This is a genomic window from Pseudomonas sputi, from assembly GCF_021603585.1.
Lineage (GTDB): Bacteria > Pseudomonadota > Gammaproteobacteria > Pseudomonadales > Pseudomonadaceae > Aquipseudomonas > Aquipseudomonas sputi.
Genome location: NZ_BQHI01000002.1, coordinates 91,264 through 113,845, shown reverse-complemented (window position 1 = coordinate 113,845; position 22,582 = coordinate 91,264). Strand labels below are relative to the sequence as shown.

The 22,582-nt window shown below is 58.6% G+C and carries 25 protein-coding genes and 2 pseudogenes; 16 read left to right on the top strand and 11 right to left on the bottom strand.

What is annotated here, in order from left to right; all coding sequences use genetic code 11:
• Window positions 1-71: 71 nt before the first annotated feature.
• The 3 genes and pseudogenes from L6D81_RS03070 (at window position 72) to L6D81_RS29640 (ending at window position 2,624) form a co-directional block, all read left to right on the top strand.
• The gene (locus L6D81_RS03070; RefSeq protein ID WP_236178101.1) at window positions 72-1,124 is read left to right on the top strand and encodes a diguanylate cyclase; all 1,053 of its coding nucleotides are present in this window, start codon (window positions 72-74) and stop codon (window positions 1,122-1,124) included.
• A gap of 168 nt (window positions 1,125-1,292) precedes the next feature.
• Window positions 1,293-2,072 (top strand): annotated as a pseudogene (locus tag L6D81_RS29645) (PAS domain-containing protein); the annotation flags it as partial.
• Between the two features lie 51 nt (window positions 2,073-2,123).
• Window positions 2,124-2,624: a methyl-accepting chemotaxis protein gene (locus tag L6D81_RS29640; protein WP_373874285.1), complete on the top strand. Its 501-nt coding sequence runs from the start codon at window positions 2,124-2,126 to the stop codon at window positions 2,622-2,624.
• Here the strand turns inward: L6D81_RS29640 and L6D81_RS03060 are convergent, their stop codons facing one another.
• Window positions 2,625-3,566 carry a LysR family transcriptional regulator gene (locus L6D81_RS03060; protein WP_236177862.1) on the bottom strand — a complete coding sequence of 314 codons (942 nt, stop codon included), beginning with the start codon at window positions 3,564-3,566 and terminating at the stop codon, window positions 2,625-2,627.
• Window positions 3,567-3,581: 15 nt separating this feature from the next.
• On the opposite strand from L6D81_RS03060, the gene L6D81_RS03055 reads away from it, so the two are divergent.
• Together L6D81_RS03055 and L6D81_RS03050 are read left to right on the top strand one after the other, a co-directional pair.
• Window positions 3,582-4,289, top strand: coding sequence for a CTP synthase C-terminal region-related (seleno)protein (locus tag L6D81_RS03055; protein WP_236177861.1), 708 nt, complete (start codon window positions 3,582-3,584; stop codon window positions 4,287-4,289).
• Entirely contained in the window at window positions 4,286-4,606 is a 321-nt protein-coding gene (locus L6D81_RS03050) for an antibiotic biosynthesis monooxygenase family protein (RefSeq protein ID WP_236177860.1), read from the top strand. The genes L6D81_RS03055 and L6D81_RS03050 overlap by 4 nt, the downstream gene beginning before the upstream one ends.
• Here L6D81_RS03050 and L6D81_RS03045 read toward each other — a convergent pair whose 3' ends face one another.
• On the bottom strand, window positions 4,607-4,933 hold the full coding sequence (locus tag L6D81_RS03045; protein WP_236177859.1) for a DUF2025 family protein: 327 nt from the start codon (window positions 4,931-4,933) through the stop codon (window positions 4,607-4,609).
• A 218-nt stretch (window positions 4,934-5,151) separates the two neighbouring features.
• Between L6D81_RS03045 and L6D81_RS03040 the strand changes: the two genes are divergently transcribed.
• Together L6D81_RS03040 and L6D81_RS03035 are read left to right on the top strand one after the other, a co-directional pair.
• A complete protein-coding gene (locus tag L6D81_RS03040; RefSeq protein WP_236177858.1) occupies window positions 5,152-6,279 on the top strand; it encodes a glycerophosphodiester phosphodiesterase in 1,128 nt (375 codons plus the stop codon).
• A 138-nt stretch (window positions 6,280-6,417) separates the two neighbouring features.
• Complete coding sequence (locus tag L6D81_RS03035) at window positions 6,418-6,723, top strand: PepSY domain-containing protein (RefSeq protein ID WP_236177857.1); 306 nt, start codon at window positions 6,418-6,420, stop codon at window positions 6,721-6,723.
• A 108-nt stretch (window positions 6,724-6,831) separates the two neighbouring features.
• Here the strand turns inward: L6D81_RS03035 and L6D81_RS29635 are convergent, their stop codons facing one another.
• The gene (locus L6D81_RS29635) at window positions 6,832-7,536 is read right to left on the bottom strand and encodes a methyl-accepting chemotaxis protein (RefSeq protein WP_371921029.1); all 705 of its coding nucleotides are present in this window, start codon (window positions 7,534-7,536) and stop codon (window positions 6,832-6,834) included.
• A gap of 228 nt (window positions 7,537-7,764) precedes the next feature.
• Window positions 7,765-7,875: pseudogene (locus L6D81_RS29630) on the bottom strand (hypothetical protein); the annotation flags it as partial.
• Between the two features lie 853 nt (window positions 7,876-8,728).
• Between L6D81_RS29630 and L6D81_RS03025 the strand changes: the two are divergent.
• The gene (locus L6D81_RS03025; protein WP_236177855.1) at window positions 8,729-9,751 is read left to right on the top strand and encodes a transporter; all 1,023 of its coding nucleotides are present in this window, start codon (window positions 8,729-8,731) and stop codon (window positions 9,749-9,751) included.
• Window positions 9,752-9,972: 221 nt separating this feature from the next.
• Entirely contained in the window at window positions 9,973-11,586 is a 1,614-nt protein-coding gene (locus tag L6D81_RS03020) for an inorganic phosphate transporter (RefSeq protein WP_236177854.1), read from the top strand.
• A gap of 53 nt (window positions 11,587-11,639) precedes the next feature.
• Here the strand turns inward: L6D81_RS03020 and L6D81_RS03015 are convergent, their stop codons facing one another.
• Window positions 11,640-12,536 carry a LysR family transcriptional regulator gene (locus L6D81_RS03015; RefSeq protein WP_236177853.1) on the bottom strand — a complete coding sequence of 299 codons (897 nt, stop codon included), beginning with the start codon at window positions 12,534-12,536 and terminating at the stop codon, window positions 11,640-11,642.
• Between the two features lie 120 nt (window positions 12,537-12,656).
• Between L6D81_RS03015 and L6D81_RS03010 the strand changes: the two genes are divergently transcribed.
• Window positions 12,657-13,412, top strand: coding sequence for an SDR family NAD(P)-dependent oxidoreductase (locus L6D81_RS03010; protein WP_236177852.1), 756 nt, complete (start codon window positions 12,657-12,659; stop codon window positions 13,410-13,412).
• Window positions 13,413-13,469: 57 nt separating this feature from the next.
• Here L6D81_RS03010 and L6D81_RS03005 read toward each other — a convergent pair whose 3' ends face one another.
• Complete coding sequence (locus tag L6D81_RS03005) at window positions 13,470-13,907, bottom strand: multidrug/biocide efflux PACE transporter (protein WP_236177851.1); 438 nt, start codon at window positions 13,905-13,907, stop codon at window positions 13,470-13,472.
• Between the two features lie 88 nt (window positions 13,908-13,995).
• Here L6D81_RS03005 and L6D81_RS03000 point away from each other — a divergent pair, with 88 nt between their 5' ends.
• A complete protein-coding gene (locus L6D81_RS03000) occupies window positions 13,996-14,850 on the top strand; it encodes a LysR family transcriptional regulator (RefSeq protein ID WP_236177850.1) in 855 nt (284 codons plus the stop codon).
• Window position 14,851: 1 nt separating this feature from the next.
• On the opposite strand, the gene L6D81_RS02995 is transcribed toward L6D81_RS03000, so the two are convergent.
• Entirely contained in the window at window positions 14,852-15,688 is an 837-nt protein-coding gene (locus tag L6D81_RS02995; RefSeq protein WP_236177849.1) for a LysR family transcriptional regulator, read from the bottom strand.
• Between the two features lie 111 nt (window positions 15,689-15,799).
• Between L6D81_RS02995 and L6D81_RS02990 the strand changes: the two genes are divergently transcribed.
• Window positions 15,800-16,525, top strand: coding sequence for an SDR family oxidoreductase (locus tag L6D81_RS02990; protein ID WP_236177848.1), 726 nt, complete (start codon window positions 15,800-15,802; stop codon window positions 16,523-16,525).
• A gap of 57 nt (window positions 16,526-16,582) precedes the next feature.
• Here L6D81_RS02990 and L6D81_RS02985 read toward each other — a convergent pair whose 3' ends face one another.
• From L6D81_RS02985 to L6D81_RS02975, 3 genes are read right to left on the bottom strand one after another with little or no spacing between them, the layout of a single operon-like run.
• On the bottom strand, window positions 16,583-17,827 hold the full coding sequence (locus L6D81_RS02985; RefSeq protein WP_236177847.1) for an RNA polymerase sigma factor: 1,245 nt from the start codon (window positions 17,825-17,827) through the stop codon (window positions 16,583-16,585).
• Window positions 17,820-18,164 carry a YciI family protein gene (locus L6D81_RS02980; RefSeq protein ID WP_007951101.1) on the bottom strand — a complete coding sequence of 115 codons (345 nt, stop codon included), beginning with the start codon at window positions 18,162-18,164 and terminating at the stop codon, window positions 17,820-17,822. Before L6D81_RS02980 ends, L6D81_RS02985 begins: the two co-directional genes overlap by 8 nt.
• Before the next feature lie 40 nt (window positions 18,165-18,204).
• The gene (locus L6D81_RS02975) at window positions 18,205-18,630 is read right to left on the bottom strand and encodes a YybH family protein (protein WP_236177846.1); all 426 of its coding nucleotides are present in this window, start codon (window positions 18,628-18,630) and stop codon (window positions 18,205-18,207) included.
• A gap of 142 nt (window positions 18,631-18,772) precedes the next feature.
• Here L6D81_RS02975 and L6D81_RS02970 point away from each other — a divergent pair, with 142 nt between their 5' ends.
• From L6D81_RS02970 to L6D81_RS02960, 3 genes are all read left to right on the top strand, one after another.
• Entirely contained in the window at window positions 18,773-19,258 is a 486-nt protein-coding gene (locus tag L6D81_RS02970; protein ID WP_236177845.1) for a GNAT family N-acetyltransferase, read from the top strand.
• A 17-nt stretch (window positions 19,259-19,275) separates the two neighbouring features.
• Window positions 19,276-19,881: a pyridoxamine 5'-phosphate oxidase family protein gene (locus L6D81_RS02965; RefSeq protein ID WP_236177844.1), complete on the top strand. Its 606-nt coding sequence runs from the start codon at window positions 19,276-19,278 to the stop codon at window positions 19,879-19,881.
• A gap of 221 nt (window positions 19,882-20,102) precedes the next feature.
• Window positions 20,103-21,161, top strand: coding sequence for a hypothetical protein (locus tag L6D81_RS02960; RefSeq protein WP_236177843.1), 1,059 nt, complete (start codon window positions 20,103-20,105; stop codon window positions 21,159-21,161).
• A 123-nt stretch (window positions 21,162-21,284) separates the two neighbouring features.
• Here L6D81_RS02960 and L6D81_RS02955 read toward each other — a convergent pair whose 3' ends face one another.
• Window positions 21,285-21,605 (bottom strand): hypothetical protein, encoded by a 321-nt coding sequence (locus tag L6D81_RS02955; protein WP_236177842.1) that lies wholly within the window; start codon window positions 21,603-21,605, stop codon window positions 21,285-21,287.
• Here L6D81_RS02955 and L6D81_RS29575 point away from each other — a divergent pair.
• The gene (locus L6D81_RS29575) at window positions 21,538-22,524 is read left to right on the top strand and encodes an MATE family efflux transporter (RefSeq protein ID WP_309295815.1); all 987 of its coding nucleotides are present in this window, start codon (window positions 21,538-21,540) and stop codon (window positions 22,522-22,524) included. The two genes, L6D81_RS02955 and L6D81_RS29575, sit on opposite strands and share 68 nt — an antisense overlap.
• The last annotated feature ends 58 nt before the right edge of the window (window positions 22,525-22,582 follow it).

Here is a 22,582-nt window from a genome sequence, read left to right as displayed (position 1 = left end):
TTGACCGATGAACGGTCTGTCTGAAGTATTACACTGCAAAGTGTTTCAGAATGAATCTGGCGCAGAACATCATGGAAAACCAACGCGGCAAAGGCTTGTCATTCGCCAGGCGCATTTATTTGCCACGGGCCATCGGACTGGGCATCGGTTTCTTCAGTGTGGGTGCCGCGCTGTATCCGTTGAACATGCCGTCCTGGCTCTGGGCCGTGTTGCTGTTTAACGGTTTTCTCTGGCCGCACGTGGCCTATCAATGGTCGACACGTTCGGCTTTCCCCTATCGCGCCGAACGTCGCAATCTGCTCTATGACTCGGTATTCGGCGGCTTCTGGACCGCGTGTTTCCAGTTCAATCCGCTGACCACCGTGACCATCCTGTCGATGATGACCATGAACAACGTGGCCGCCGGCGGACAGCGTCTGTTCCTGCTGGGCGCCCTCGCTCAGTTGATCGGCGTGCTGCTGGGCTGGTCGGTGTTCGGGGTCCATTTCACCCTGACGGCCACGCAGACTCAGGTCTGGGCCTGCCTGCCGATGCTGACCCTGTATCCACTGGCATTGGGCATGGTCTGTTACAAGTTGGCGATCAAACTCGCCGAACACAAACGCACCCTGAGCGCCCTGAGCCGTACCGACAGCCTCACCGGTCTGCTCAACCACGGCGCCTGGAAAGACCTGCTGCACCTCAAGTTCCAGCAGTGCCGGCAACACAATTCCCAAGCGATCCTGGCGCTGATCGACATCGATCACTTCAAGTCGATCAACGACAGTTACGGGCACATCGTCGGCGATGCGGTGCTACGGCAATTGAGCCGTGAGTTGAAATTCGTGCTCGACAAAAGTGAGCTGGCCGGGCGTTACGGTGGCGACGAATTTTGCGTGATTCTGCCCAATCTGCCACTGAGCAAGGCCGAAGCGCTGATGGAGCAACTGCGTCAGGGAATGGATCGATACCGCCATCCCGACATGCCCGAGCTGCGGGTCAGCCTGAGTATCGGGCTTGCTCGCTATCAAGCCTCTTACGCCGATGCCGTTGAGTGGTTTGAAGACTCCGACAAGGCGCTCTACACGGCCAAGCACACGGGACGTAACACCATCAGCGTAGCGTTGAGCCGATCCAGCGCGTGAAAACTTATACAAAATCAGGAAAAATCGATTTCTTGTACAAGTTTATAAAGTTTTGTATAAGTTAATCCGCCGGCCGGGATGCTGGCACACTGCTGCCAGCCATCAACGTAATCCGGCTGGCCGACGCGGAAACAGGGACACCACCTTCAGCCCTATTTCCAGAGTGCCATGAGCATGATTTTTAATCGTCACAAGACCGCCCTCGTCGATCTTCAAAACACCATCAACCAACAAGCCGGCCTGCTGGAGGCGATCAACCGCTCCATGGCCGTGATCGAATTCGACGTCGACGGTGTCGTTCTGCACGCCAACGACAATTTCCTGAAAACCATGGGTTACACCCGCGAACAAGTGGTCGGCCAGCCCCATCGCCATTTCTGTTCTCCAGAGTTTGCCCGTGGCAATCAGTACACCGAGTTGTGGTCGCGATTGAAAAGCGGCCAGTTCCAGTCCGGCACCTTTGAACGTATCGACAGTCAAGGCCGACCGATCTGGCTTGAAGCCAGCTATAACCCGATCAAGGATGACTCGGGCCGGGTAGTGAAAGTGGTCAAGTACGCCATGGACGTCACCGCCAAAGTGCAGCAGGAAAGCGAAGCCAATGCGAAATTGCAGGCCATCGACCGCGCCATGGCGGTGATCGAGTTCGATCTCGACGGCAATATCCTCACCGCCAATCAGAATTTCCTGACGCGCATGGGTTACACCCTCGCCGAACTCAAAGGCAAACATCACCGTTTGTTCTGTCCTGCGCAACTGGTCAACAGCAGCGCCTACCAGGATTTCTGGCGTCGATTGAATCAGGGCGAACTGTTCCAGGGCCAGTTCGAACGTGTCGACAAACGCGGGCAGACCGTGTGGCTGGAAGCCAATTACAACCCGGTCTACGACGCCGCCGGCCGCTTGTGCAAAGTGGTGAAATTCGCGTCGGACGTCACCGCCCGGGTCGAGCAGCATGAACAGGATGCGCGCAGTGCCAGCGCCGCTTATCACATCTCGGTGGCCACCCGAAAAGTCGCCGAGCAAGGTACGCAAGTGATCCAGCAAGCGGCCAGTGAAATGCGCGAAATTGCCGACGACATCGCCGAATCCTCAACCCTGATCGCGCAGCTCGGCGAACGCTCCGAGCAGATCACCGCCATCGTCAACACCATCCGCGCGATTGCGGATCAAACCAATCTGCTGGCCCTGAACGCTGCCATTGAAGCCGCTCGTGCCGGCGAGCAGGGTCGCGGCTTTGCCGTGGTGGCCGATGAAGTGCGGCAACTGGCGGCACGTACCAGCGGTTCGACAGCGGAAATTTCCAACATGATCGGCCTGATCCAGACGGAAACCCGCCAGGCGATCAAGAGCATGGACGGCACCCGAGGGCGTGCGGCGCAAGGTGTCGAGCTGGCGGATCAGGCCGGTACGGTGATTCTGCAGATTCGCGATGGCGCCAGCGAAGCCGTGGAAGCGGTGAGCATGTTCGCCAATGACCGGGCACCCGGTCAGGCCTAATCACGGCAACCGCAGAACCCGCCCCAGTTCATCGAACAGCGTGACCACCGAGCGCAACGCACGGCAGTCCGGGCGGGTCAGCAACCACAACGCGGTGTCGTAACCGTGCAAGGGTTCGCTCAGGGCTTGCAGACCATCACCGATCAGAAAATCCGGCAATGCCGCCACACCCAGCCCCGCACGCACCAGTTCCGTCACCGACAGCATGCTGTTGCAACGATAGCTCGGTGTCACACCCGGCAACTGCTGGCGACGCCAGGCGACGGTCGGATGATCGGGCAGAAAGTCGTCCGGGGCGATCCAGGTCAGCGCCGCCAGATCGGCCGCATCGACCTTTTCTAGATAACGCTGACTGGCGCAGACCCGGTAGGCAATCTTCGCCAGTTGCCGTCCGACCAGATGCTCCGGCGGTGTACGCGTCAGGCGCAGGGCGATGTCGGCATCGCGGCGGCTGAGGTTGGCGAAATCGTTGGAAGTGCTCAGCTCGATGGTCAGCGCCGGATAGTTCGGCATGAACTGCGCGAGCGCCGGCAGCAGCAAACCTTGCAACACCGAGTCGGTACAGGTCAGGCGCACCGTGCCGCTGACCACTTCCCCGCCCTGCTCCACGCCGATTCGGGCGGCCTCCAGGGCTTGCTCGGCGCGTTCGGCCTGCTCGGCCAGGGTTTGTGCAAGGCTGGTGGGCAGATAGCCGGCGCGGCTTTTTTCGAACAGTTGCTGACCGAGCGCGGCTTCGAGTCGGCGTACGGCGCGAAACACCGTCGATACATCGACCCTCAACAGCTGTGCGGCCCGGGCCAGAGAGCCGCCGCGCACTAAAGCGAGGATCAGGGCCAGATCCGGGAAATCGAGTCGGTATTGCGTGGCTGCATTGATCACTTGGGCAAACGCCAATTTAGAGTGCGTGAACGCCAATCTATAGTGAGCGTCATCCCTCAACAAGCACAGCGAGTCCTCATGGAATCCAGAGCCCTGCGCATCGCCCTGATCGGTGATTACGATCCGCAAGTCACTGCCCACCAGGCCATCCCGGTCGCCCTTGGTCTGGCGGCGGAACACCTTCGCCGTCCGATCGAGTTCGAATGGTTGGCCACCGACCGAATCCAGCCCGAGACGCCGCTGCAATCCTTCGACGGCTTCTGGTGTGTGCCGGCCAGCCCCTATAAAAGTGAAGTCGGTGCCCTGCGCGCCATCCGCTTTGCCCGCGAGCAACAGCGACCATTCCTCGGCACCTGCGGCGGTTTTCAACATGCGGTGCTGGAGTTTTCCCGCAACGTACTGGGCTGGGCCGACGCCGAGCATGGCGAAACCTCGCCCGACGCCAGCCGCGCGGTGCTCTCGCCGCTGACGTGTGCGTTGGTGGAAGCGCTGGACAGCATTCATCTGGTGCCCGGTTCGTTGATCGCCAAGGCGTACGAAACGTCGCAGATTCACGAAGGCTATCGCTGCCGCTACGGTGTGAATCCGCAGTTCGAACGGGCGTTGCTGACCCATCAGCTACACGCCACCGGTCACGATGCCTCGGGAGATCTGCGTGCGATTGAATTGAAGGATCACCGGTTCTTTGTCGCCACGCTGTTCCAGCCGGAACGCGCCGCGCTCAAGGGACAATTGCCACCGCTGGTGCGAGCGTTTGTCGAAGCTTGCCTGGAGGCGCAGGCATGATCGCCGATACACCGAAAGCGCCGTACTACGCGGTGATCTTCACTTCAAACCGTACCGATGGCGATCAGGGCTACGCTGAAGCCGCCGAACGCATGCTCGAACTGGCGCGCGAGCAACCGGGGTTTCTCGGTGTCGAGTCGGCTCGCGGCGCGGACGGGCTCGGAATCACGGTTTCGTATTGGCAAAGTGAAGCGGCGATCCTGGCGTGGAAACATCATCCCGAGCACCAGGCGATTCGTGAACGCGGGCGTTCGACCTGGTACTCGGGTTTTCATACGCGGGTGTGCAAAGTGGAGCGCGATTATCGATTCGGATGATCAGCCCTTCACCAGGCTACGCACCGCCTCAATTTCCGGCACCTCGCGCTTGTTCATATAAACGCGCAACGGCTCGGTGATGTTGATCCGGTCATCGATGTTCTGATCCAGCAGCAACTGGATCAGCTCACGCTTGAGGGTCATGGTCTGTTCGGTGGCCGGTGCCCAGACGAATTCGCTGCACGGAATGATGCCGTCATCGGCCACGTCCATGCCGAACGAATCCTCACTGAAGCGCACGATGTACTGGCCGGTCTTGCGGTTGAGGCCGACGAAACCCTTGAGGCCGTCGGCAGCCTGGCAGATGAGTTGCGATGTGATGCGCATGGTAAACCTCACGAAAAGAATCGATGGTCTACACGCAGGGCAATGCGTGGCGCGCCCTCTGCCGGGGCGGTTGCCGGGGCCAAGCGTACTGCAAACGAACGCACAAAAGTGCGCAAATTTTCGCTTTCAGTACGTTTATGTCGGTCTCGCGATAGCAGGTTTTCGTTTGAGTTGCTAAAAGGTACATCTTTGAAAATGCCTGCGAAAGGAACTCGATAATGCCCGCCACTTTCACCAAAAGCGCACTGCTGCTGAGCCTGATGCTCGGCCTCGGTCAGGCTCACGCCGCCAGCCAGCCGAGTCCTGCTGCGCTCGCTGCCTCCGAGGGCATTCCGCGACCGGCGGTAATCGCCCACCGTGGCGCGTCCTTCGATGCCCCGGAATCCACCGCTGCGTCCTACAAACTGGCCCGCGACCTGGGCGCCGATTACCTGGAAATGGACTTGCAGCGCAGCAAGGACGGCGTGCTGTTCGCCCTGCACGACGACAATCTGCAGCGCACCACCGACGTCGCCACCAAGTTTCCGGAGCGCAAGGACAGCCCGGCCAATGCTTTCACCATGGCCGAACTGAAAACCCTCGACGCCGGCAGTTGGTACAACGCCCAGTACCCGGATCGCGCGCGCCCGTCCTACGTCGGTCTGAAGATTCTGACCCTGGACGAAATCATCGACATCGCCCAGGCCAATCCGAAGCACAAACCCGGCCTGTACATCGAAACCAAGGAGCCGAAGCTGTTCCCGGGGATCGAGCATGACCTGAAGGAAAAACTCCAGGATCGCGGCTGGTTGAGCCCGGCCGGTTCGAAACTGGCGAAAAGCGCTCTCGGTGTCGGCCAGGGCAAAGGCAAGGTGATCCTGCAGACCTTCGAGAAGAGCAGCCTGGAAATGCTGCAAAAGGAAATGCCGCAGGTGCCGAAGATCCTGTTGCTGTGGGTGGGCGAAGGCAGCATTGAGCCGAAATCCAACGTGACCTTTGCCGAATCCGGCGAGAAGGACAAAAACGCTTTCTACGGCAAGCAGGAACCGAAATCCGAAGCCGAGTTCAAGCAGTGGATCGACTACGCCAAGGCCCAGGGGGCAATCGGCACCGGCCCTTCGGCGAAGCTGACCCACGGCGGCGATCAGAGCTATTCGGACCTGGTGCAGCCCTGGATGAACCAGTACACCCACGATCAGGGCCTGCTGGTGCACGTCTACACCGTGGATGAGCCAGTGGACTTCGAGAAAGTCATGGCCGCCGGCGTCGACGGCATCTTCACCAACCGCGCCAGCGAACTGCTGAAATTCTACAAACGCCCGGCCGCCGCCAGTGTGGATCAGGTGTTGAAGAACAACGGTTTCTGATCTGTAAATCCGGGCGTCAGTATCGCGAGCAGGCTCGCTCCCTCGGGGAGTCCGGCCTGCTCACTGCGTTTTAAGGGTGAGTTAAGTTGCGGCGATTAACCTGAACTCACTTAAACGAATCACCCAAAGGAATAACCGATGAAAACGTTGACTGCCCTGTTTACCGCCGCCGCCCTGACCCTCACCGCTGGCCTGGCCCAGGCTGATGTTCGCGTTGACCAGATCCCGCAACTGGTCAAGGAAGGCAAGATCAAGTCGCTGGAGTCGATGAACGAGCAAGCGCTGAAACTGCACCCGGGCGCGACCATCACCGACACCGATCTGGATAACCATTTCAACGGTTATGAGTACGAAGTTGAACTGAAAACTGCCGATGGCAAAGAGTTCGATGTGGACTTCGACGCCACCACCGGCAAAGTGTTGAGCAACAAGCAAGACACCTGATTGGCCGATAAAACAACGCCGCACGACTTTTGGGTTGTGCGGCATTTTTGTGTCTGTAGTTTGACGAAACCCTTGCTGCGCCTGTGAGTGAAATCAGTCACTGACCGGTCAGACGCTCAGACGAGCGGTGACGTCGTTCAGTTGGCCGGACAGGCCATGCAGGTTCTGGCTCGCGCTTTCGGTGCGCTGCACGTTGTCGAGGTTGGTGCTGGCGATCGAGGTGATCTCGGTCAGGTTGCGCGAGATGTCTTCGGCCACCGAGGTCTGCTCTTCGGCCGCCGTGGCGATCTGACGGTTCATGTCGCGAATCGCCTCCACCGCGTGGGTGATGCGCTCGAGCATGGCACCGGCCTGGGTCACTTGCTCGACACTTTCATCGCTGCGGGTCTGGCCGCTGTCGATGGCCTGGGCCGCGTCCACCGCGCCGGTCTGCACGCTGTGGATGATCTGGTTGATCTCGATGATCGATTCCGCCGTGCGCTGCGCGAGGTTGCGCACTTCGTCGGCGACCACCGCAAAACCACGCCCGGCCTCACCGGCGCGGGCCGCTTCGATGGCGGCGTTGAGCGCCAGCAGGTTGGTCTGCTCGGCGATTCCGCGAATCACTTCCAGCACCTTGCCAATGCGGCCGCTGTCCGCCTCCAGACGGCGGATCACCGTGGCGGTGTTGGCGATTTCGCCGCGCATCTGGGTGATGCTGTGGATGGTGCTCTGCATGACCTTCTCGCCCTGTTGCGCGGACTGGTCGGCATCGTCGGCAGCACGCGCCGCGTCGGCCGCATGACGGGCGACTTCCTGGGCGGTGGCGGACATTTCGTTCATCGCCGTGGCCACTTGATCGGTGCGGTTGAACTGCTCGTTGGTGCCACCGGCCATCAGCGTGGCGATAGCGTTCAACTCGCCGCTGGCGCTGTCCAGATCCTTGGCGCTGCGTTGCAGGTGATTGAAGGTTTCGGCGAGGAAGTCGCGCAGGGTGTTGGCGGCAGCGGCCAGATTGCCCAGTTCGTCCTGACGGTCGCTGGCCACGCGCTCGACCAGCCGGCCCTTGCTCAACTGGGTGACGTAGTCGATGAGTTTGCGGATCGGCTCGACCAGGTTGCGGTTGACCAGCCACAGGCTCAGCAAACCGATCAACAGACCGGACGCGAGCATCACCAACAACCCCAGCCACACGGTGCGATCGGCACTGGCGCGGATCTGCGTCGATTGCTCGGTGCCCTGTTTGCGCAGTTCGGCCACCAGCTCGCTCATCTGGTCACTGGCGGCACGGTCAACGCCTTTGACGGCGGCATCGCCCGCGGTCGGATCGGCACTGGCGGCGACGTAGGCATCGCGGCCCTTCTGGTACGCAGCGCCGAGCAGACGATGTTCTTCGCGCAGGCGTTCGATGCGGGTTTTCAGCGCAGGCTCAAGCCCCTGCTGGTTGGCCAGCTCACCGAGGATCCTCTGCACATCGCGCTGACGGTCTTCGAACTGGCCCCAGTACTTGGCCAGATCCGCCGGTTGCCTGCCGCGCAGCAGAACGTTTTTCCACTCCTGAACCTGCACCTTGAATTGCAGGTTGGCTTCGTCGATCAGTTGCGAGGTGTGCAAGGGGCCGGCGATCAACTGGCTGTAACTTTGCACGCCATTGGACAAGAAGTGAAAGCAGGCCAGCGCGATCAACAGCATCGCCAACAGGCTGCCGCTCAACAGGGCGAGAATTTGCGCTCTCAGGGATTTTTGCAGCATCACAGGTACTCAGGACAGGGATGAGGCACGCCCGGTAAGACGTGAATTGTTGCCGGACATCCGTGTCGGCGGACCTTGGCTCATGGCCGAAGGCGCGCAACCTAACTCATGCGTGATCGGCGTGCCAGCGCCCTTCTTGAGAAAAATCCGACCGCCGGTAACGCGTTGATTTGACGTCATTTTGCTGTCACACAACGGTCATGTGACATGGCGATGATGCGGCTCAGGTGAATCTGCAAATCCCGCGACAGACGCCTCCTCGCAGCGAGCCTTCATGAACCACAGCCTCGATATCAGCCATCGTGATCCTGACCTGTTCGGCCTGCTTTACGGCTTTCGGTTTCGCCCCGGCGAACGCGGGCGCGAGGTGGATTCGGCGACTGCCCTGCGCTGCCTGCAAGACGATAGCGACAGCGATGAATTTCTCTGGCTGCACCTGAACCTGGCCCACGCCGCGTGCGAGCGCTGGATGAAAAGCCATCTGCAATTGCCCGAAGAGTTTTTCGAAGCGCTGCACGAAGGTTCGCGCTCGACCCGCATCGAGCATGTGGACTCGGCACTGCTGGCGGTGGTCAACGATGTGGTGTTCAACCTCAGCAGCATGGTGTCGTCGGACGTGTCGACGCTGTGGGTCTGCGTGCGCAGCCAACTGATCGTCAGTGCACGTCTGCAACCGCTGCATTCGGTGGACAAGCTGCGTTCTTCGGTGAAGGCCGGCGAGTGTTTTCGTTCGCCGTCGGAACTGCTGGTGCACCTGTTGCGCGATCAGGGCGAAGTGCTGACCCAGATCGTGCGCAAGACCAGCATGAGCGTCGATCAGGTCGAGGACGAATTGCTGTCCTCACGACTGTCGACCAACCGCGCCGAACTCGGCGCCAACCGGCGAGTGCTGGTGCGCCTGCAACGGCTGCTGGCGCTGGAACCGGGTTCGCTGTTACGCCTGCTCAACCGGCCGCCGCCGTGGTTACAGAAGGAAGACGTGAAGGAGTTGCGCAAGTCCACTGAGGAGTTCGCGCTGATCATCAACGACCTCACCGCCCTCGGCGAACGGATCAAGCTGTTGCAGGAAGAGATCGCCGCCAACCTCAACGAACAGAGCAACCGCACGCTGTTCACCCTGACCGTGGTCACCGTGCTGGCGCTGCCGATCAACATCATCGCCGGTTTCTTCGGCATGAACGTCGGCGGTGTGCCGCTGGCGACCGATCCGCAGGGGTTCTGGATTCTGGTGGCACTGGTGGCGACGTTTACCGTGATCGCCGGGCGCTGGGCGTTTCGCAAGCGTCGCGATTACTAAGCGCGGACTGACCCTGCCGCTCGTTCCCACGCTCCGCGTGGGAATGCATCAGGTGACGCGGAGCGTCCCGGGCGGCGTTACCACGCAGAGCGTGGGAACGATCTTCAGTCAGAAGACCAACGGTGCGGCTAATCCACTGAACACTGATCTGTCGCAGCCTCTCTGCAATATTTAGCAACGATCATGGGCAACATTCCTTCCCCGCTCAGGATTGTCCCTCCATGGCTACGCCCTCCCTGACCGCCAGCCCGGCCTCCGCTGCCAGTGGCAGACCGGCCCTCGACATGCAAACCGGCCCGTTCACCTACGTGGTGTTTTTCGCGGTGCTGGCGATGGGACTGTTGTTCACCGCCTACAGCCTGATGCACGACATGCACGAACTCGGCACGGTGGTCACCACCTGGACACCGTTTCTACTGCTCGGCGTGGCGTTGTTGATTGCCCTGGGCTTCGAGTTCGTCAACGGTTTTCACGACACGGCCAACGCTGTGGCGACGGTGATTTACACCCATTCGCTGCCGCCGCATTTCGCGGTGGTCTGGTCGGGGCTCTTCAACTTCCTCGGCGTGCTGCTATCGAGTGGCGCGGTAGCGTTCGGCATCATTGCGTTGTTGCCGGTGGAGCTGATTCTGCAAGTCGGTTCGTCCGCCGGTTTCGCGATGATCTTTGCGCTGCTGATCGCGGCGATCCTGTGGAACCTCGGCACCTGGTGGCTGGGCCTGCCGGCCTCGTCATCGCACACGCTGATCGGTTCGATCATCGGCGTCGGCGTGGCCAACGCCCTGATGCATGGCCGCGACGGCACCAGCGGTGTGGACTGGGCCCAGGCGACCAAGATCGGTTACGCGCTGCTGCTGTCGCCGCTGGTGGGTTTCGGTTGCGCGGCGCTGTTGCTGCTGGCGTTGCGCGCGTTCGTGAAGAATCGTTCGCTGTACAAGGCACCGGAAGGCAACACCCCGCCGCCGTGGTGGATTCGTGGTTTGCTGATCCTGACCTGCACCGGCGTGTCCTTTGCCCATGGTTCCAACGACGGCCAGAAAGGCATGGGCCTGATCATGCTGATTCTGGTCGGCACCCTGCCGATGGCTTATGCGCTGAATCGCACCATGCCGGAAGAACAGTCGCTGCAATTCGCCGCCGTCGCCCAAGTGACCCAGCAGGCGCTGGTAAAAAGTGCGCCACTGCCGACACCGGCCGATCCACGCGCCGTGCTCTCGGATTACGTGCGCAGCAAGCAAGCCACGCCGCAACTGATCCCGGCTCTCGCCTCCCTGACCGGACACATCGGTGAAGAGGTCAAAGGCTACGGCTCGCTGGCGAAAGTCCCGGCCGAGGCCATGGGCAACGTGCGCAATGACATGTACCTGGCCAGCGAAACCATTCGCCTGATGGACAAGAACAAGGTCGGCAGCTTCGACGCCGACACCAGCGGCAAGCTGCAACTGTTCAAGCAACAGATCGACAACGCCACCCGGTTCATCCCGCTGTGGGTGAAGATCGCGGTGGCGATTGCCTTGGGGCTGGGCACCATGGTCGGCTGGAAGCGGATCGTGGTCACGGTCGGCGAGAAGATCGGCAAGACCCACCTGACCTACGCCCAGGGCGCGTCGGCGGAAACCGTGGCGATGCTGACCATCGGCGCCGCCGACATGTTCGGTCTGCCGGTGTCGACCACCCATGTGTTGTCCTCGGGCGTGGCCGGGACCATGGTCGCCAATGGTGGCGGCTTGCAGATGAAGACCATCCGCAATCTGCTGATGGCGTGGGTGCTGACCTTGCCGGCGGCGATTCTGCTGTCGGGCAGCCTGTATTGGCTGTTTACCCAGATTTTCTGATCCAGCCGACTCCCTGTGCGGGGCTGTGCTTCCACAGGGATTGGCGGCAGAAATCAGAGCGTCGAACGAATCAAATCCCCCAACCAATCCATGAACACCCGCACCCGCAACGGCAGATGCCGCTGCCTCGCGTACAACAACGAAATGCCCATCGCCGGCGCGGTGTATTGCGGCAGCACAGTGACGATCTCGCCGCTGTCCAGATAGGTGTTCATGCCGGTGCGCGGCACCTGAATCAGACCAAACCCGCCCAGGCACGCCGACTCGTAGGCATCGGTGCTGTTGACCGTCACACTGCCGGCCATCGGCACGCGGTGAACCTGCCCGTCCTGCTCGTAGACAAACCCTTCCGAACGCGAACCCAGCACACCGACGTAGTGCACCAACCGATGCTGCGCCAGATCCTCCAGCGTCTGCGGCACGCCGTAGCGCTGCAGATAGGCAGGGCTGGCGCAGTTGATCATGCTGAAATCCCCCAGGTGCCGCGCCACCACCGACTGATCGGGCTGCGCGCCGATGCGCACCACGCAATCGAAGCCTTCGGCAAGCAGGTCGACCCGGCGATCGGTGCTGCTGATTTCCAGTTCCAGGTTCGGATGGCGCGCCATGAATTCCGGCAGCTTCGGCAGGATTAGCCGTCGCGACAGAATGTTCGGCATATCGACCCGAATCCGCCCGGTCAGCGACGCTTCGTCCTGACGGAACAGGTTCTCGATTTCGTCCATGTGCGACAGCAGATCCTTGCTGCGCTCGTACAGCGCGAGACCGTCCTGAGTCGCCTGGACCTTGCGCGTGGTGCGTTGCAGCAGGCGCGTGCCGAGCAGGGTTTCCAGCGCCTGCACCTGCTCGGATACCGTCGAGCGCGGCACCCCCAGACTCTCCCCGGCCATCGTAAAACTCGACAATTCGCTGACCCGGACGAAGGTGCGCAGCAGTTCCAGTTTGTTCATGGGCCACCTCTCGATTGTTCGAATAATCCGACCAGTGATTCCGGTTTCAGTCTGTTTATCACCTCATGGCGGATAAATAAACTTTGCCCCATCAACCGTAACCGCCATCGAGGAAGACCCATGAACCGCAAAATCGCATTGATCACCGGTGCCAGCCGTGGCCTCGGCAAGAACGCCGCCCTGCACCTCGCCGCGCAAGGCGTGGACATCATCGGCACCTACAACAGCCGCGCCGATGAAGCCCAGGCGCTAGTCCAGGAACTGGAAACACTCGGCGCCAAGGCCGTAATGCTGCAACTGGATGTGGGCCGCAGCGAAGGCTTTGCCGAGTTCGCCGTGCGGGTCGAGCAGGTGCTGCAACAACTTGGGCAGCCACGCTTCGACTTTCTGATCAACAACGCCGGGATTGGTGTGCATGCGTCGTTCGCCGACACCACGCCGGAGCAGTTCGACCTGCTGATGAATGTGCAATTGAAAGGGCCGTTCTTCCTGACTCAGCAACTGCTGCCGCTAATCAATGATGGCGGGCGGATCATCAATATCTCCAGCGGTCTGGCCCGCTTCACCCTGCCGGGTTATGCCGCCTATGCGGCGATGAAAGGCGCGATGGAAGTGCTGACCCGTTATCAGGCCAAGGAGTTGGGCGCGCGACAGATCGCCGTGAACATCCTGGCGCCGGGCGCCATCGAAACCGACTTCGGCGGCGGCGCGGTGCGCGACAATTCGGCGCTGAACGCGATGGTCGCCAGTAACACTGCGCTGGGCCGTGCCGGGCAGCCGGATGACATTGGCGGTGCACTGGCGCTGCTGCTGTCGCCGGGGGCGCAGTGGATCAACGGTCAGCGGATTGAAGCGTCGGGCGGGATGTTTCTTTAAGGTTCAAACGAGTCCAGACACCACAATCGCAGCCCTCGCAGGCTGCGATTGTTTGTTTCAGCTCTGACACGTGTTGCGCATCACCAGCCGCTCGCGCAGCACGTCATAACCCCAGTGGTAGACGTAGGTGTACGGCAGGAAAAACAGCAGCACGCCGATGTCGAGCAGAAACGCCTGCCACAGGCTGACCGACAGCCACCAGGCAATCAGCGGCACGCCCATCACGATCAACCCGCCCTCGAACAGCAGCGCATGCGCCACTCGCACCCAGGCGTTGTGAGCGATGTTCCAGCGCTTGAGCATCCGGTCGAAGAAGCCGTTGAACACCACGTTCCAACCCAGGGCCAGCAACGCGATGAAGAGAGTGACGGCGCCCATTTCGACCAGCGGTTTGCCCATGATCCACGCCAGCAACGGGGTACAGATCAGGATCGCCAGCAGTTCGAAACCGATGGCCTGGAAGAGACGTTCAGTGATGGATTTGTGGGCAGTCATGGCCGAAGTCCTCTGTGAAGATGGTTGCCATGATCCAGCACCGAACCGATACTTCATAACCAATAACCATCGACCAAGGCGATAGTTCATGGCCTCTCAGGAAGTGTTGCTCGCATTTGTCCAGGCGGCGACTCAAGGCTCGTTTTCAGCGGCCGCGCGCAAACTCGGGCGCAGTCAGTCGACCGTGAGTGCAGCGGTGGCCAGTCTGGAGATTGATCTGGATCTGGTGCTGTTCGACCGCAGCAGCCGCAAGCCGACCCTGACCCCGGCCGGCCACGTGATGCTGCAACGGGCCGAGGCCATTCTGGCGGCCACCAGCCGCCTGGAAATGACCGCCCGGCAACTGGCCCAGGGCGTCGAACCCAAGCTCACGGTGGCAATTTCTGACACTTATCAATCCGACCGTTTCGAAGCGGCACTGGTGGGTTTCGAACAGCGATATCCGGATCTGGAACTGGAGTGTTTGATCGCCGAGTGCGATGACCTGGTCGAACTGGTGCAGCGTGGTCGGGCGCATCTGGCGTTCGCCGAGATGCAGGACAGTTACCCACCGGACCTGGCGACTGCAACCGTCGCCGAACGCACTGAAATCGCCTTGTTCGTAGGGCGTGGCCATCCGTTGGCGACGCAGGAATCCATCGACCAGACGGTCCTTGAACAGCATCGCGAACTGCGCCTGGCCACCATCGTCAATCCCTATGACAGTCGCGGCAAAGGCCGGGTGTGGTCGGCACCGAGTTATCTGATGCTGCTGGAAATGGCCGAAAAAGGTTTCGGCTGGGCGCCGCTGCCGCGCTGGCTGGTGGAGCGTTTCGGCAATGACTTGCTGGTCGAGTTGAAAGTGCGCGGCTGGCCTAAGCCGGTGTTCGTCGATGCGCTATGGTCGCGGCTCTACCCGCCGGGGCCGGCGGGGAGCTGGTTGCTCAGCAAAATGCTGGAATAGCTCAGGCCGCCTCGATGGCTACCGGGCGATTGACCTGAAAATACTCATGCAACCCGCGCATCGTCGACAACTCCAGGGCCTGCGCCGCATAACACAACCCCACCCGCCGGGTCGGCGCCGGCAGGTGCAGCGTGCGCACGACGATGCGCTCATGCCCGCTGACCAGCGACTGCGGCAACATCGCCACGCCAACGCCCGCCGCCACCATGTGCAACGCCTGTTGCAGTGAACCGGCCTGCCCCGCCACCGTTTCCGGCGAGCGTCCGTACAGCGCCATCAAGCGTTGATGGGACGGATGCTGCGGGCAGGTGATCCAGTCCTCAATGGGCGCCCAGCCCGCCTGCACGTTGGCCATCGGATGGTCGAAGGGCAGCGCCATCACATAGGGTTCTTCCCATAGCGGCAGGAACAGTTCGTCTTCGCAGCACATCTCTTCGACCGCCAACCGACCATCACCGTGACAGCCCTCCTCCAGCGTCAGCAGCAGGTTGGGCAACGCCTGATGGGCCAGGCGCACGAAGGCTTCGATATGGCTGGCGGCGATGTCGCCCTCGATGCCGAGGGTCAGCGGCGCACGGTTTTCGCGGCCGCGAAACATCCGGCTCAATGCCTCGGACTCGGCCACCATCCGCCGCGCCTGCGGATACAGAAGTCGCGCTTCGTCGCTGACGTCCACACCACGGGGCTGACGCACAAACAGCGTCGCACCGAGTTCTTCTTCCAGCTGTTTGATGGTCACCGACAACGTGGGCTGGCTGATGAACAGCCGTTGCGCGGCAGCGGTGATGTTGCGTTCTTCAAACACCGCGAGGAAGGCTTTGAGATGGCGGATATCCATAGGAGATTCCGATAGCAGACAGAGGAATAAGGCATTTTTCAGCCTCCAGCGGGCTAAATATACTGCGCCACGAATCTGGTTATTTGTTTTTCTTATCTCAGGAGTTCAACCATGAGCAAGCCCTTGATCATCATCACCGGCGCCAGCTCGGGCATCGGCGAAGCCACCGCCCGCCGCTTCAGCGCTGCCGGCCACCCGCTGCTGTTGCTGGCCCGGCGTATCGAACGCCTTGAAGCACTGGCACTGCCGAACAGCCTCAGCCGCCGCGTCGACATCACTGACCGCGCCGTGTTGCTGGCCGCCGTTGCCGAGGCCGAAGCGCAATTTGGCCCGGCCGATGCGCTGATCAACAACGCCGGGGTGATGCTGCTGGGCGAGATGAGCAAACAGGACCCCGCGCAGTGGGACCAGATGCTCGACGTCAACGTGAAGGGTTTGCTCAACGGCGTGCACGCGGTGGTCGCCGGGATGATCGAGCGCAGGCACGGCACGATCATCAACGTCAGCTCGGTGGCCGGACGCAAGACCTTCCCGAACCATGTGGCCTATGTCGGGACCAAGTTTGCGGTGCACGGGTTGTCGGAGAACCTGCGTGAAGAGTTGTCGCCGCATAACGTGCGGGTGACCACGATTGCGCCGGGTGCGGTGGAAACCGAATTGCTGAGCCACACCACGGATGAAGCGATCAAGACTGGCTACCAGGCTTGGAAACAGGACATGGGGGGCACGGTATTGAGTGCCGAAGATGTGGCGACGGCGATTGCCTATGCGTATGGGCAGCCGCAGGGGGTTTGTATTCGCGAGATTGTGATGGCTGCTACGCGCCAGCAGGCCTAAAAGCAAAAGCAAGAAGCAAAAGCGCCCTCACCCCAGCCCTCTCCCTCCGGGAGCGGACTAGGGTGAGGGCAAGCGATCCAGAGCCCAAAGCCGCCCTTCAATAAACCGCCGCTCCGGCGCCTGCCGGGTCAGTTCCAAGGCTCGCCGGTAAGCCGCCCGAGCCTCCTCAACCCGCCCCAACTGCCGACAAAACTCCGCCCGCGCCGAATGCGCCAAGTGGTAATCCTGCAACTCGCCGCGCTGCAGAATCCCTTCAACCAGGGTCAACCCCGCCCACGCCCCATCACGCTTGGCCACCGCCACCGCCCGGTTCAACTCGATCACCGGCGACGGCACCGCCCGCAGCAACACGTCATACAGCCCGACGATCTGCGCCCAGTCCGTCTCCCTCGCCGTCGGCGCCTCGGCATGCACCGCCGCAATCGCAGCCTGCAGGCAGTAAGGCCCGAAGCGCCCCGTGGTCAGCGCCTTTTCCACCAGATCGCAGCCTTCGGCAATCAGCTCGGCATTCCACAACCCGCGATCCTGATCCTCCAGCAAGATCAGTTCACCGCTTGGCGTGGAGCGCGCCGAGCGCCGCGATTCGTGCAACAACATCAACGCCAGCAATCCCATGACTTCCGGATCCGGCAACAACTCCAGCAGCAACCGCCCGAGACGGATCGCCTCGCGGGTCAGGTCTTCGCGGGTGACCTGGGCGCCGCCGGATGCCGAATACCCCTCGTTGAACACCAGATAAATCACCCGCAACACGCTGTCGAGGCGTTCGGGCAATTCACTCAGGCTCGGGACTTGATAGGGGATTTTCGCGTCGCGGATCTTCGCCTTGGCGCGCACGATGCGCTGGGCAATCGCCGCCGGGGCCGAGAGGAATGCGCGGGCGATTTCTTCGGTGGTGAGGTCGCAGACTTCACGCAGGGTCAGCGGCACTTGCGCGTCCGCCGCCAGCGCCGGGTGGCAGCAGGTGAAGATCAGGCGCAGGCGATCGTCTTCCACGTCTTCAGCGTCCCATTCGGACTGTTCCAGTTCTTCCAGTTGCGCCAGCAACAACGGCTGCGAGGCCTTGAACCGTGCGCGACGGCGTAACACGTCGATCGCCTTGAAGCGCCCGGTGGACACCAGCCAGGCTCGCGGATTGTCCGGCATGCCGTCGCGCTGCCAGCGCTCGACCGCGACGAAGAACGCCTCGTGCAAGGCTTCTTCGGCGAGGTCGAAATCGCCGAGCAGACGGATCAGGGTCGCGAGGATCCGCCGCGAGTCTTCGCGATAGACCTGCTCGACCCGCGCCCTGACCTCAGACATTCAACTGGCGCACGGGACGCACTTCGACACTGCCGACCCGGGCCGCCGGAATGTTGCCGGCGACCTGAATCGCTTCGTTGAGATCCCGCGCGTCGATCAGGTAGAAGCCGGCCAGCTGCTCCTTGGTCTCGGCAAACGGGCCGTCGGTGATCGACAGTTTGCCGTTGCGCATGCGCACCGTGGTGGCGGTCTGCACCGACTCCAGCGCTTCGGCGGCGACCATCCGGCCGCTGCCCTGGATCGACTCGGCGTAGGCCCAGCACTCGGCGTCTTCCGGGCTGTCGGGCGACGAATGCAGCAGGCGTTCATCGCTGTAGACCAGGCATAAATACTTCATGGCGTTCTCCTGAATCGGACGGATCAACTATGGCTGAAGATCAGGGTTTCACATCGAACAGGGTCGCGCCGCTCATCGGGTCGAACGGCGCCGACCAGTGCTCGTGAACAATTTTCCACGCACCGCCGATCTGCCGATAGCAGGCGGTGACGCGCATCCAGCAGCTCTGGGTTTCGCCTTTTTCATTGGTGCCGCCGCAATTGGCGACCCAGTGGGCGAAGGCGATGTTGTCGGCGGTCTCGATGGCGATTTCGTGGAACTCGAAAATGTGCGGGCCAGGGCACATTTCCATGCAATCCACCCAGTGCGCGCGGTAGGCCGGTTTGCCCTTGAATTGCAGGGCCTTGATGGCATCGAAGGAAAGGATGTCGTCGGCGTACAGAGCCATGACTTTTTCCACATCCTTGGTCATCACCGCCTCGCGGTAGGTGTCGATCAGAGTTTGAATCTGCGCTTGCGTACTCATAGGGTTTCTCCGTGTTTTTTGTTGTGAAGACACCCTTAGTCGTTCGGCGATTTGCCGGATCGACAACCGAAACAAAAAATTTCCGAAGAAGACAAAATCGCTAGAATCCGAGGCTCATCTTTGTAGGAAAAAGGAAATTCCCGTGTCAGCCAAACTCGTACCGTACGAGAGCCTTAACGCCTTGCAGCGTCAGCAAGTCGAAGCGATTGAAATCCACGCCGAGCAGATCAAGTTCTCCGGCGATATCCACGGCGCCCTGCATACGCTGCTGTCGAAACCCGGTCCTGGCGTGAAAGGTTTTGCGCTGCTGGCCGAAGACGTGCCGGTAGCGTTCCTGCTGCTCAAACGCCCGCCGGTGTTGCCGGAATGGGCCGATGAACACAGCGCCACCCTGCATGCGTTGCAGGTCGATCACCGCGCCCAGGGCAAGGGTTATGGCAAGGCTTGCCTGCTGGCGTTGCCGGACGTTGCGCGCCAGGCCTGGCCGGACATCAAAGGGCTGGAACTGTCGGTGGACGCCGACAACGACGCCGCGATTGCGCTGTACGCCAAGTACGGTTTCGTCGACAGCGGCGAAGCCTACAAGGGGCGCATCGGTTACGAGCGGCGCATGGGGTTGTTCTTCTAATCGTCGAGGGAGCAACGATGATCGATTCAATCGAAGCGCTGCAAGCCATCTACGGACGGCCCCACGAGCGGGCGGTGCGCAAACAGATCGGTTTTCTCAACGAGGACTATCAGACGATGGTCCGGGTCTCGCCGCTGGTGATTGTCAGCTCGGTGGGCGCCGATGGCATCGACGGTTCCCCGCGCGGCGATGCGCCGGGGTTTGTGCGGATCATCGACGAGCGCACCCTGGCCCTGCCGGATCGCCCCGGCAACAACCGCATCGATACCTTGCGCAACGTGCTGCACGATCCGCGGGTATCGCTGCTGTTCATCATTCCGGGGATCGGCGAGACATTGCGGGTCAGCGGTACGGCGACCATCAGCGCTGACCCCGAGTTGCTGGAAAGCTTCGCGGTGAATGGCAAACCGGCGCGCACGGTGTTGCTGGTGACGGTGGAGGCGGCGTTCTTTCATTGCTCCAAGGCATTCGTGCGTTCGGATGCGTGGAACCCTGAAACCCACTTGCCGCGCTCGGCGCTGCCGACGGCGGGTGCGTTTCACAAGCGGCTGAATGATGGGCAGTTTGATGCCGAGGCTTATGATCGCGAAGCCCCGATCAGAGTGCGCGATAGTCTCTATTAAGAAAACATCTTAGCCAAAGCTCCTACAGATTCTGTGGAAACCATCTGTAGGAGCTAACTTATATAAAAAGATTTTTCCTTCACCAAAAACATTCTCGCCCTTCAATAACTTGTAGGGCTCTTCCGATTCTGGATCCAAATATTGACGAAACACCCAAGTAAAAACTAGGGTTTCCTCATGAGCGAGGTTTACAGAAAATTTAAGTACACAGGACATCTAAAATGGAAACCTTAATAAAAACATCAAAATCCTCAATTTCTGAGAACAACATAACAATATTGGATGGGAAATTATCATTACCAAAAAGCTATTTACTCGATAAAGCATACTTGGAGCACACAAGCACACTGATTGTTTCAGGCTCTTTAATTGAGGGGATCGGAACAATTCATTCTGATATCGACTGCATTGTCATTTGTGAAAAACGTCCGAAAGCGAAAAACATGGAACACATCGGACATGCGTTTGTTACCGACATTAATTATCGCCACATCACTAAAGATGAAGAAGTTCACAATACAACAGACTTCTACGGTGATACCAGCATTCACATTGATGCCGACTATGTAACATACTCAGAAATAGATAATATATTTTTCAAAATCGAACAAGCATTTGAAGAAATCGCCTCCGACCAGCGTTTTCTTTACGCTCCTGCTTTGACGAATACAGAAAACAATGTAATCCATAGACTAATAATCGGGCATGCTCTGAATAACGATGAAAAATTCCTTAAACTTAAATCAAGAATCCCCGTGGAGAAACATATTTACTTAGCTCACCGAGAAAAACTTCCAGTGTTTTATGCTTTCCAGGATGTTCAAGGTTGCTGGCAATCAGAAAATCTATGGATGGGTTGCGAGATAGCTCGAGACATGATGTTTAAAACCACAATGAGCTTTACCTATCTTACGGGCACAACAAACAAACATTACAAGTGGATATACTCAAACATGTACCGCATCGAAGGATTTGATGAGATCAAGAGCAAATTCTTCGCACTAGCCAGACAAGGTGCCAGCACAAGAGACGAATGCAGATCTTACATTCAAGAAACCCTCAAATATATGGATCTGCTATTTTTAGAAATTGAAAAAATTCTAAACAGCTCAAAAATCTATCCAACTGCAGAACAGTCTCTTGCCGCCCTCGACAATGAATTCAATGAGCGTAAGCAGACCACTCACAAAGTTTCAATGTGCGAATACTATTTCAGAAAAAAATACTTTGCCGCAAAGAACACTCCGACGCTTTTGAGTTTACTGAAAGAGTGGGAATAAAGCGTCTCTACAACGCCATACTTGTTAATTGGTGCTTCTCGCTGGCGGCCCGCTTATGGAAATTTACAAAATAGCAATTCCGCTCATATTCTCCAGATTGGGCGACATGGCAGCTTCACTGATCTACTTTTCCTTCGCTGGCCACTTTATTGTTGACTCACTTGATTCCGCTTCATTCGCCTTGGCATCAATATCGTTTATCACTGTCATCGGTATCGGATTTTTTTCCCCAACACAAATCAAGATAGCAGGATCAAACAACCTAAACACCAACAACATAAAATCCGAAATAACAATATCACTCAGGCTTTCGATTTTATTTGGAGTCCTGATAATATTTATTATTTCTTTTGCGCACACAATCGCGCTTACACGAATGACAAACCTAACCAACACGGAAGACATCCAAGCACTGCTGTTAATATCCCTATCAATTCCAGCCATATATCTACAGGTTACAATATTCAACTTTTTTAACGGAGTTCAAAAAACACACTATGAAGTAATCTATACGTGGACATTTAACACTTGCCTCAGTTCCGCCTGCATAATCTTGATCAACACGAACTCGGCAATCACGCTACCTGACTTCATACTCATATATTCTTGCTTACGATGTGCTTTCGCTACTCTCGCACTCTTCTACTTCAACTCTAAAATCCACCTGTACATCAACAACTTTCAAAAAGCCATACAAATACCGAAAGAACAGTATCTTAAGTATATAGCTCGAGGCTTGCCAATGGCCTTATGCTTTGGAGGTGAAAGCTTTCTATTTTTCATCTTATCATTCATTTCGAAAAACTTAGGTGAAAACAATTTATCCGCCTACCAAGCCTCACTACACTTTATAAGCATCATATATATGGTATCAATTGGAATAGGAAATGCGACGGGGCTTATCACCGCCCGTCACTTTACCAAGAGGGATTTAGGATCACTAAAAAAAACGTATATCCAAGGCCTAAAAGCAGGCCTATTAGCACTAACGCCCTTTTTGCTAGCCAGTGTCGTTTGGAAAGAAAACATTTCCATGACCTATACATCAGATTCAACGATCAGAAAACTAATTGAAACCAATACTCTTTACTCGATTCCGTTTTTAGCTTTTGAGTTCGTCTATGTTTTAACCAGGACGATTTTGAGGAGCATGGACGATTTCTGGGCTCCCACACTTCTAACCATTCTGACGTTGAACATTTTTGGCATTGCCCTTTGCGCAATTCTTCTAAATTTTTACCGCAACATACATTCTATATTTATAACCTTAATAATCTGCTCATTCATTCTAATGCTGACAATGTTTTGGCGATTGATATTTTTATTGAAAACACACAGCAGCCAACCAATAGGTAAACCTTAGATACTTGATCACGCCTTTACCAATTGACAACGCAAGTTAAAGCACCTAACCGATTGCA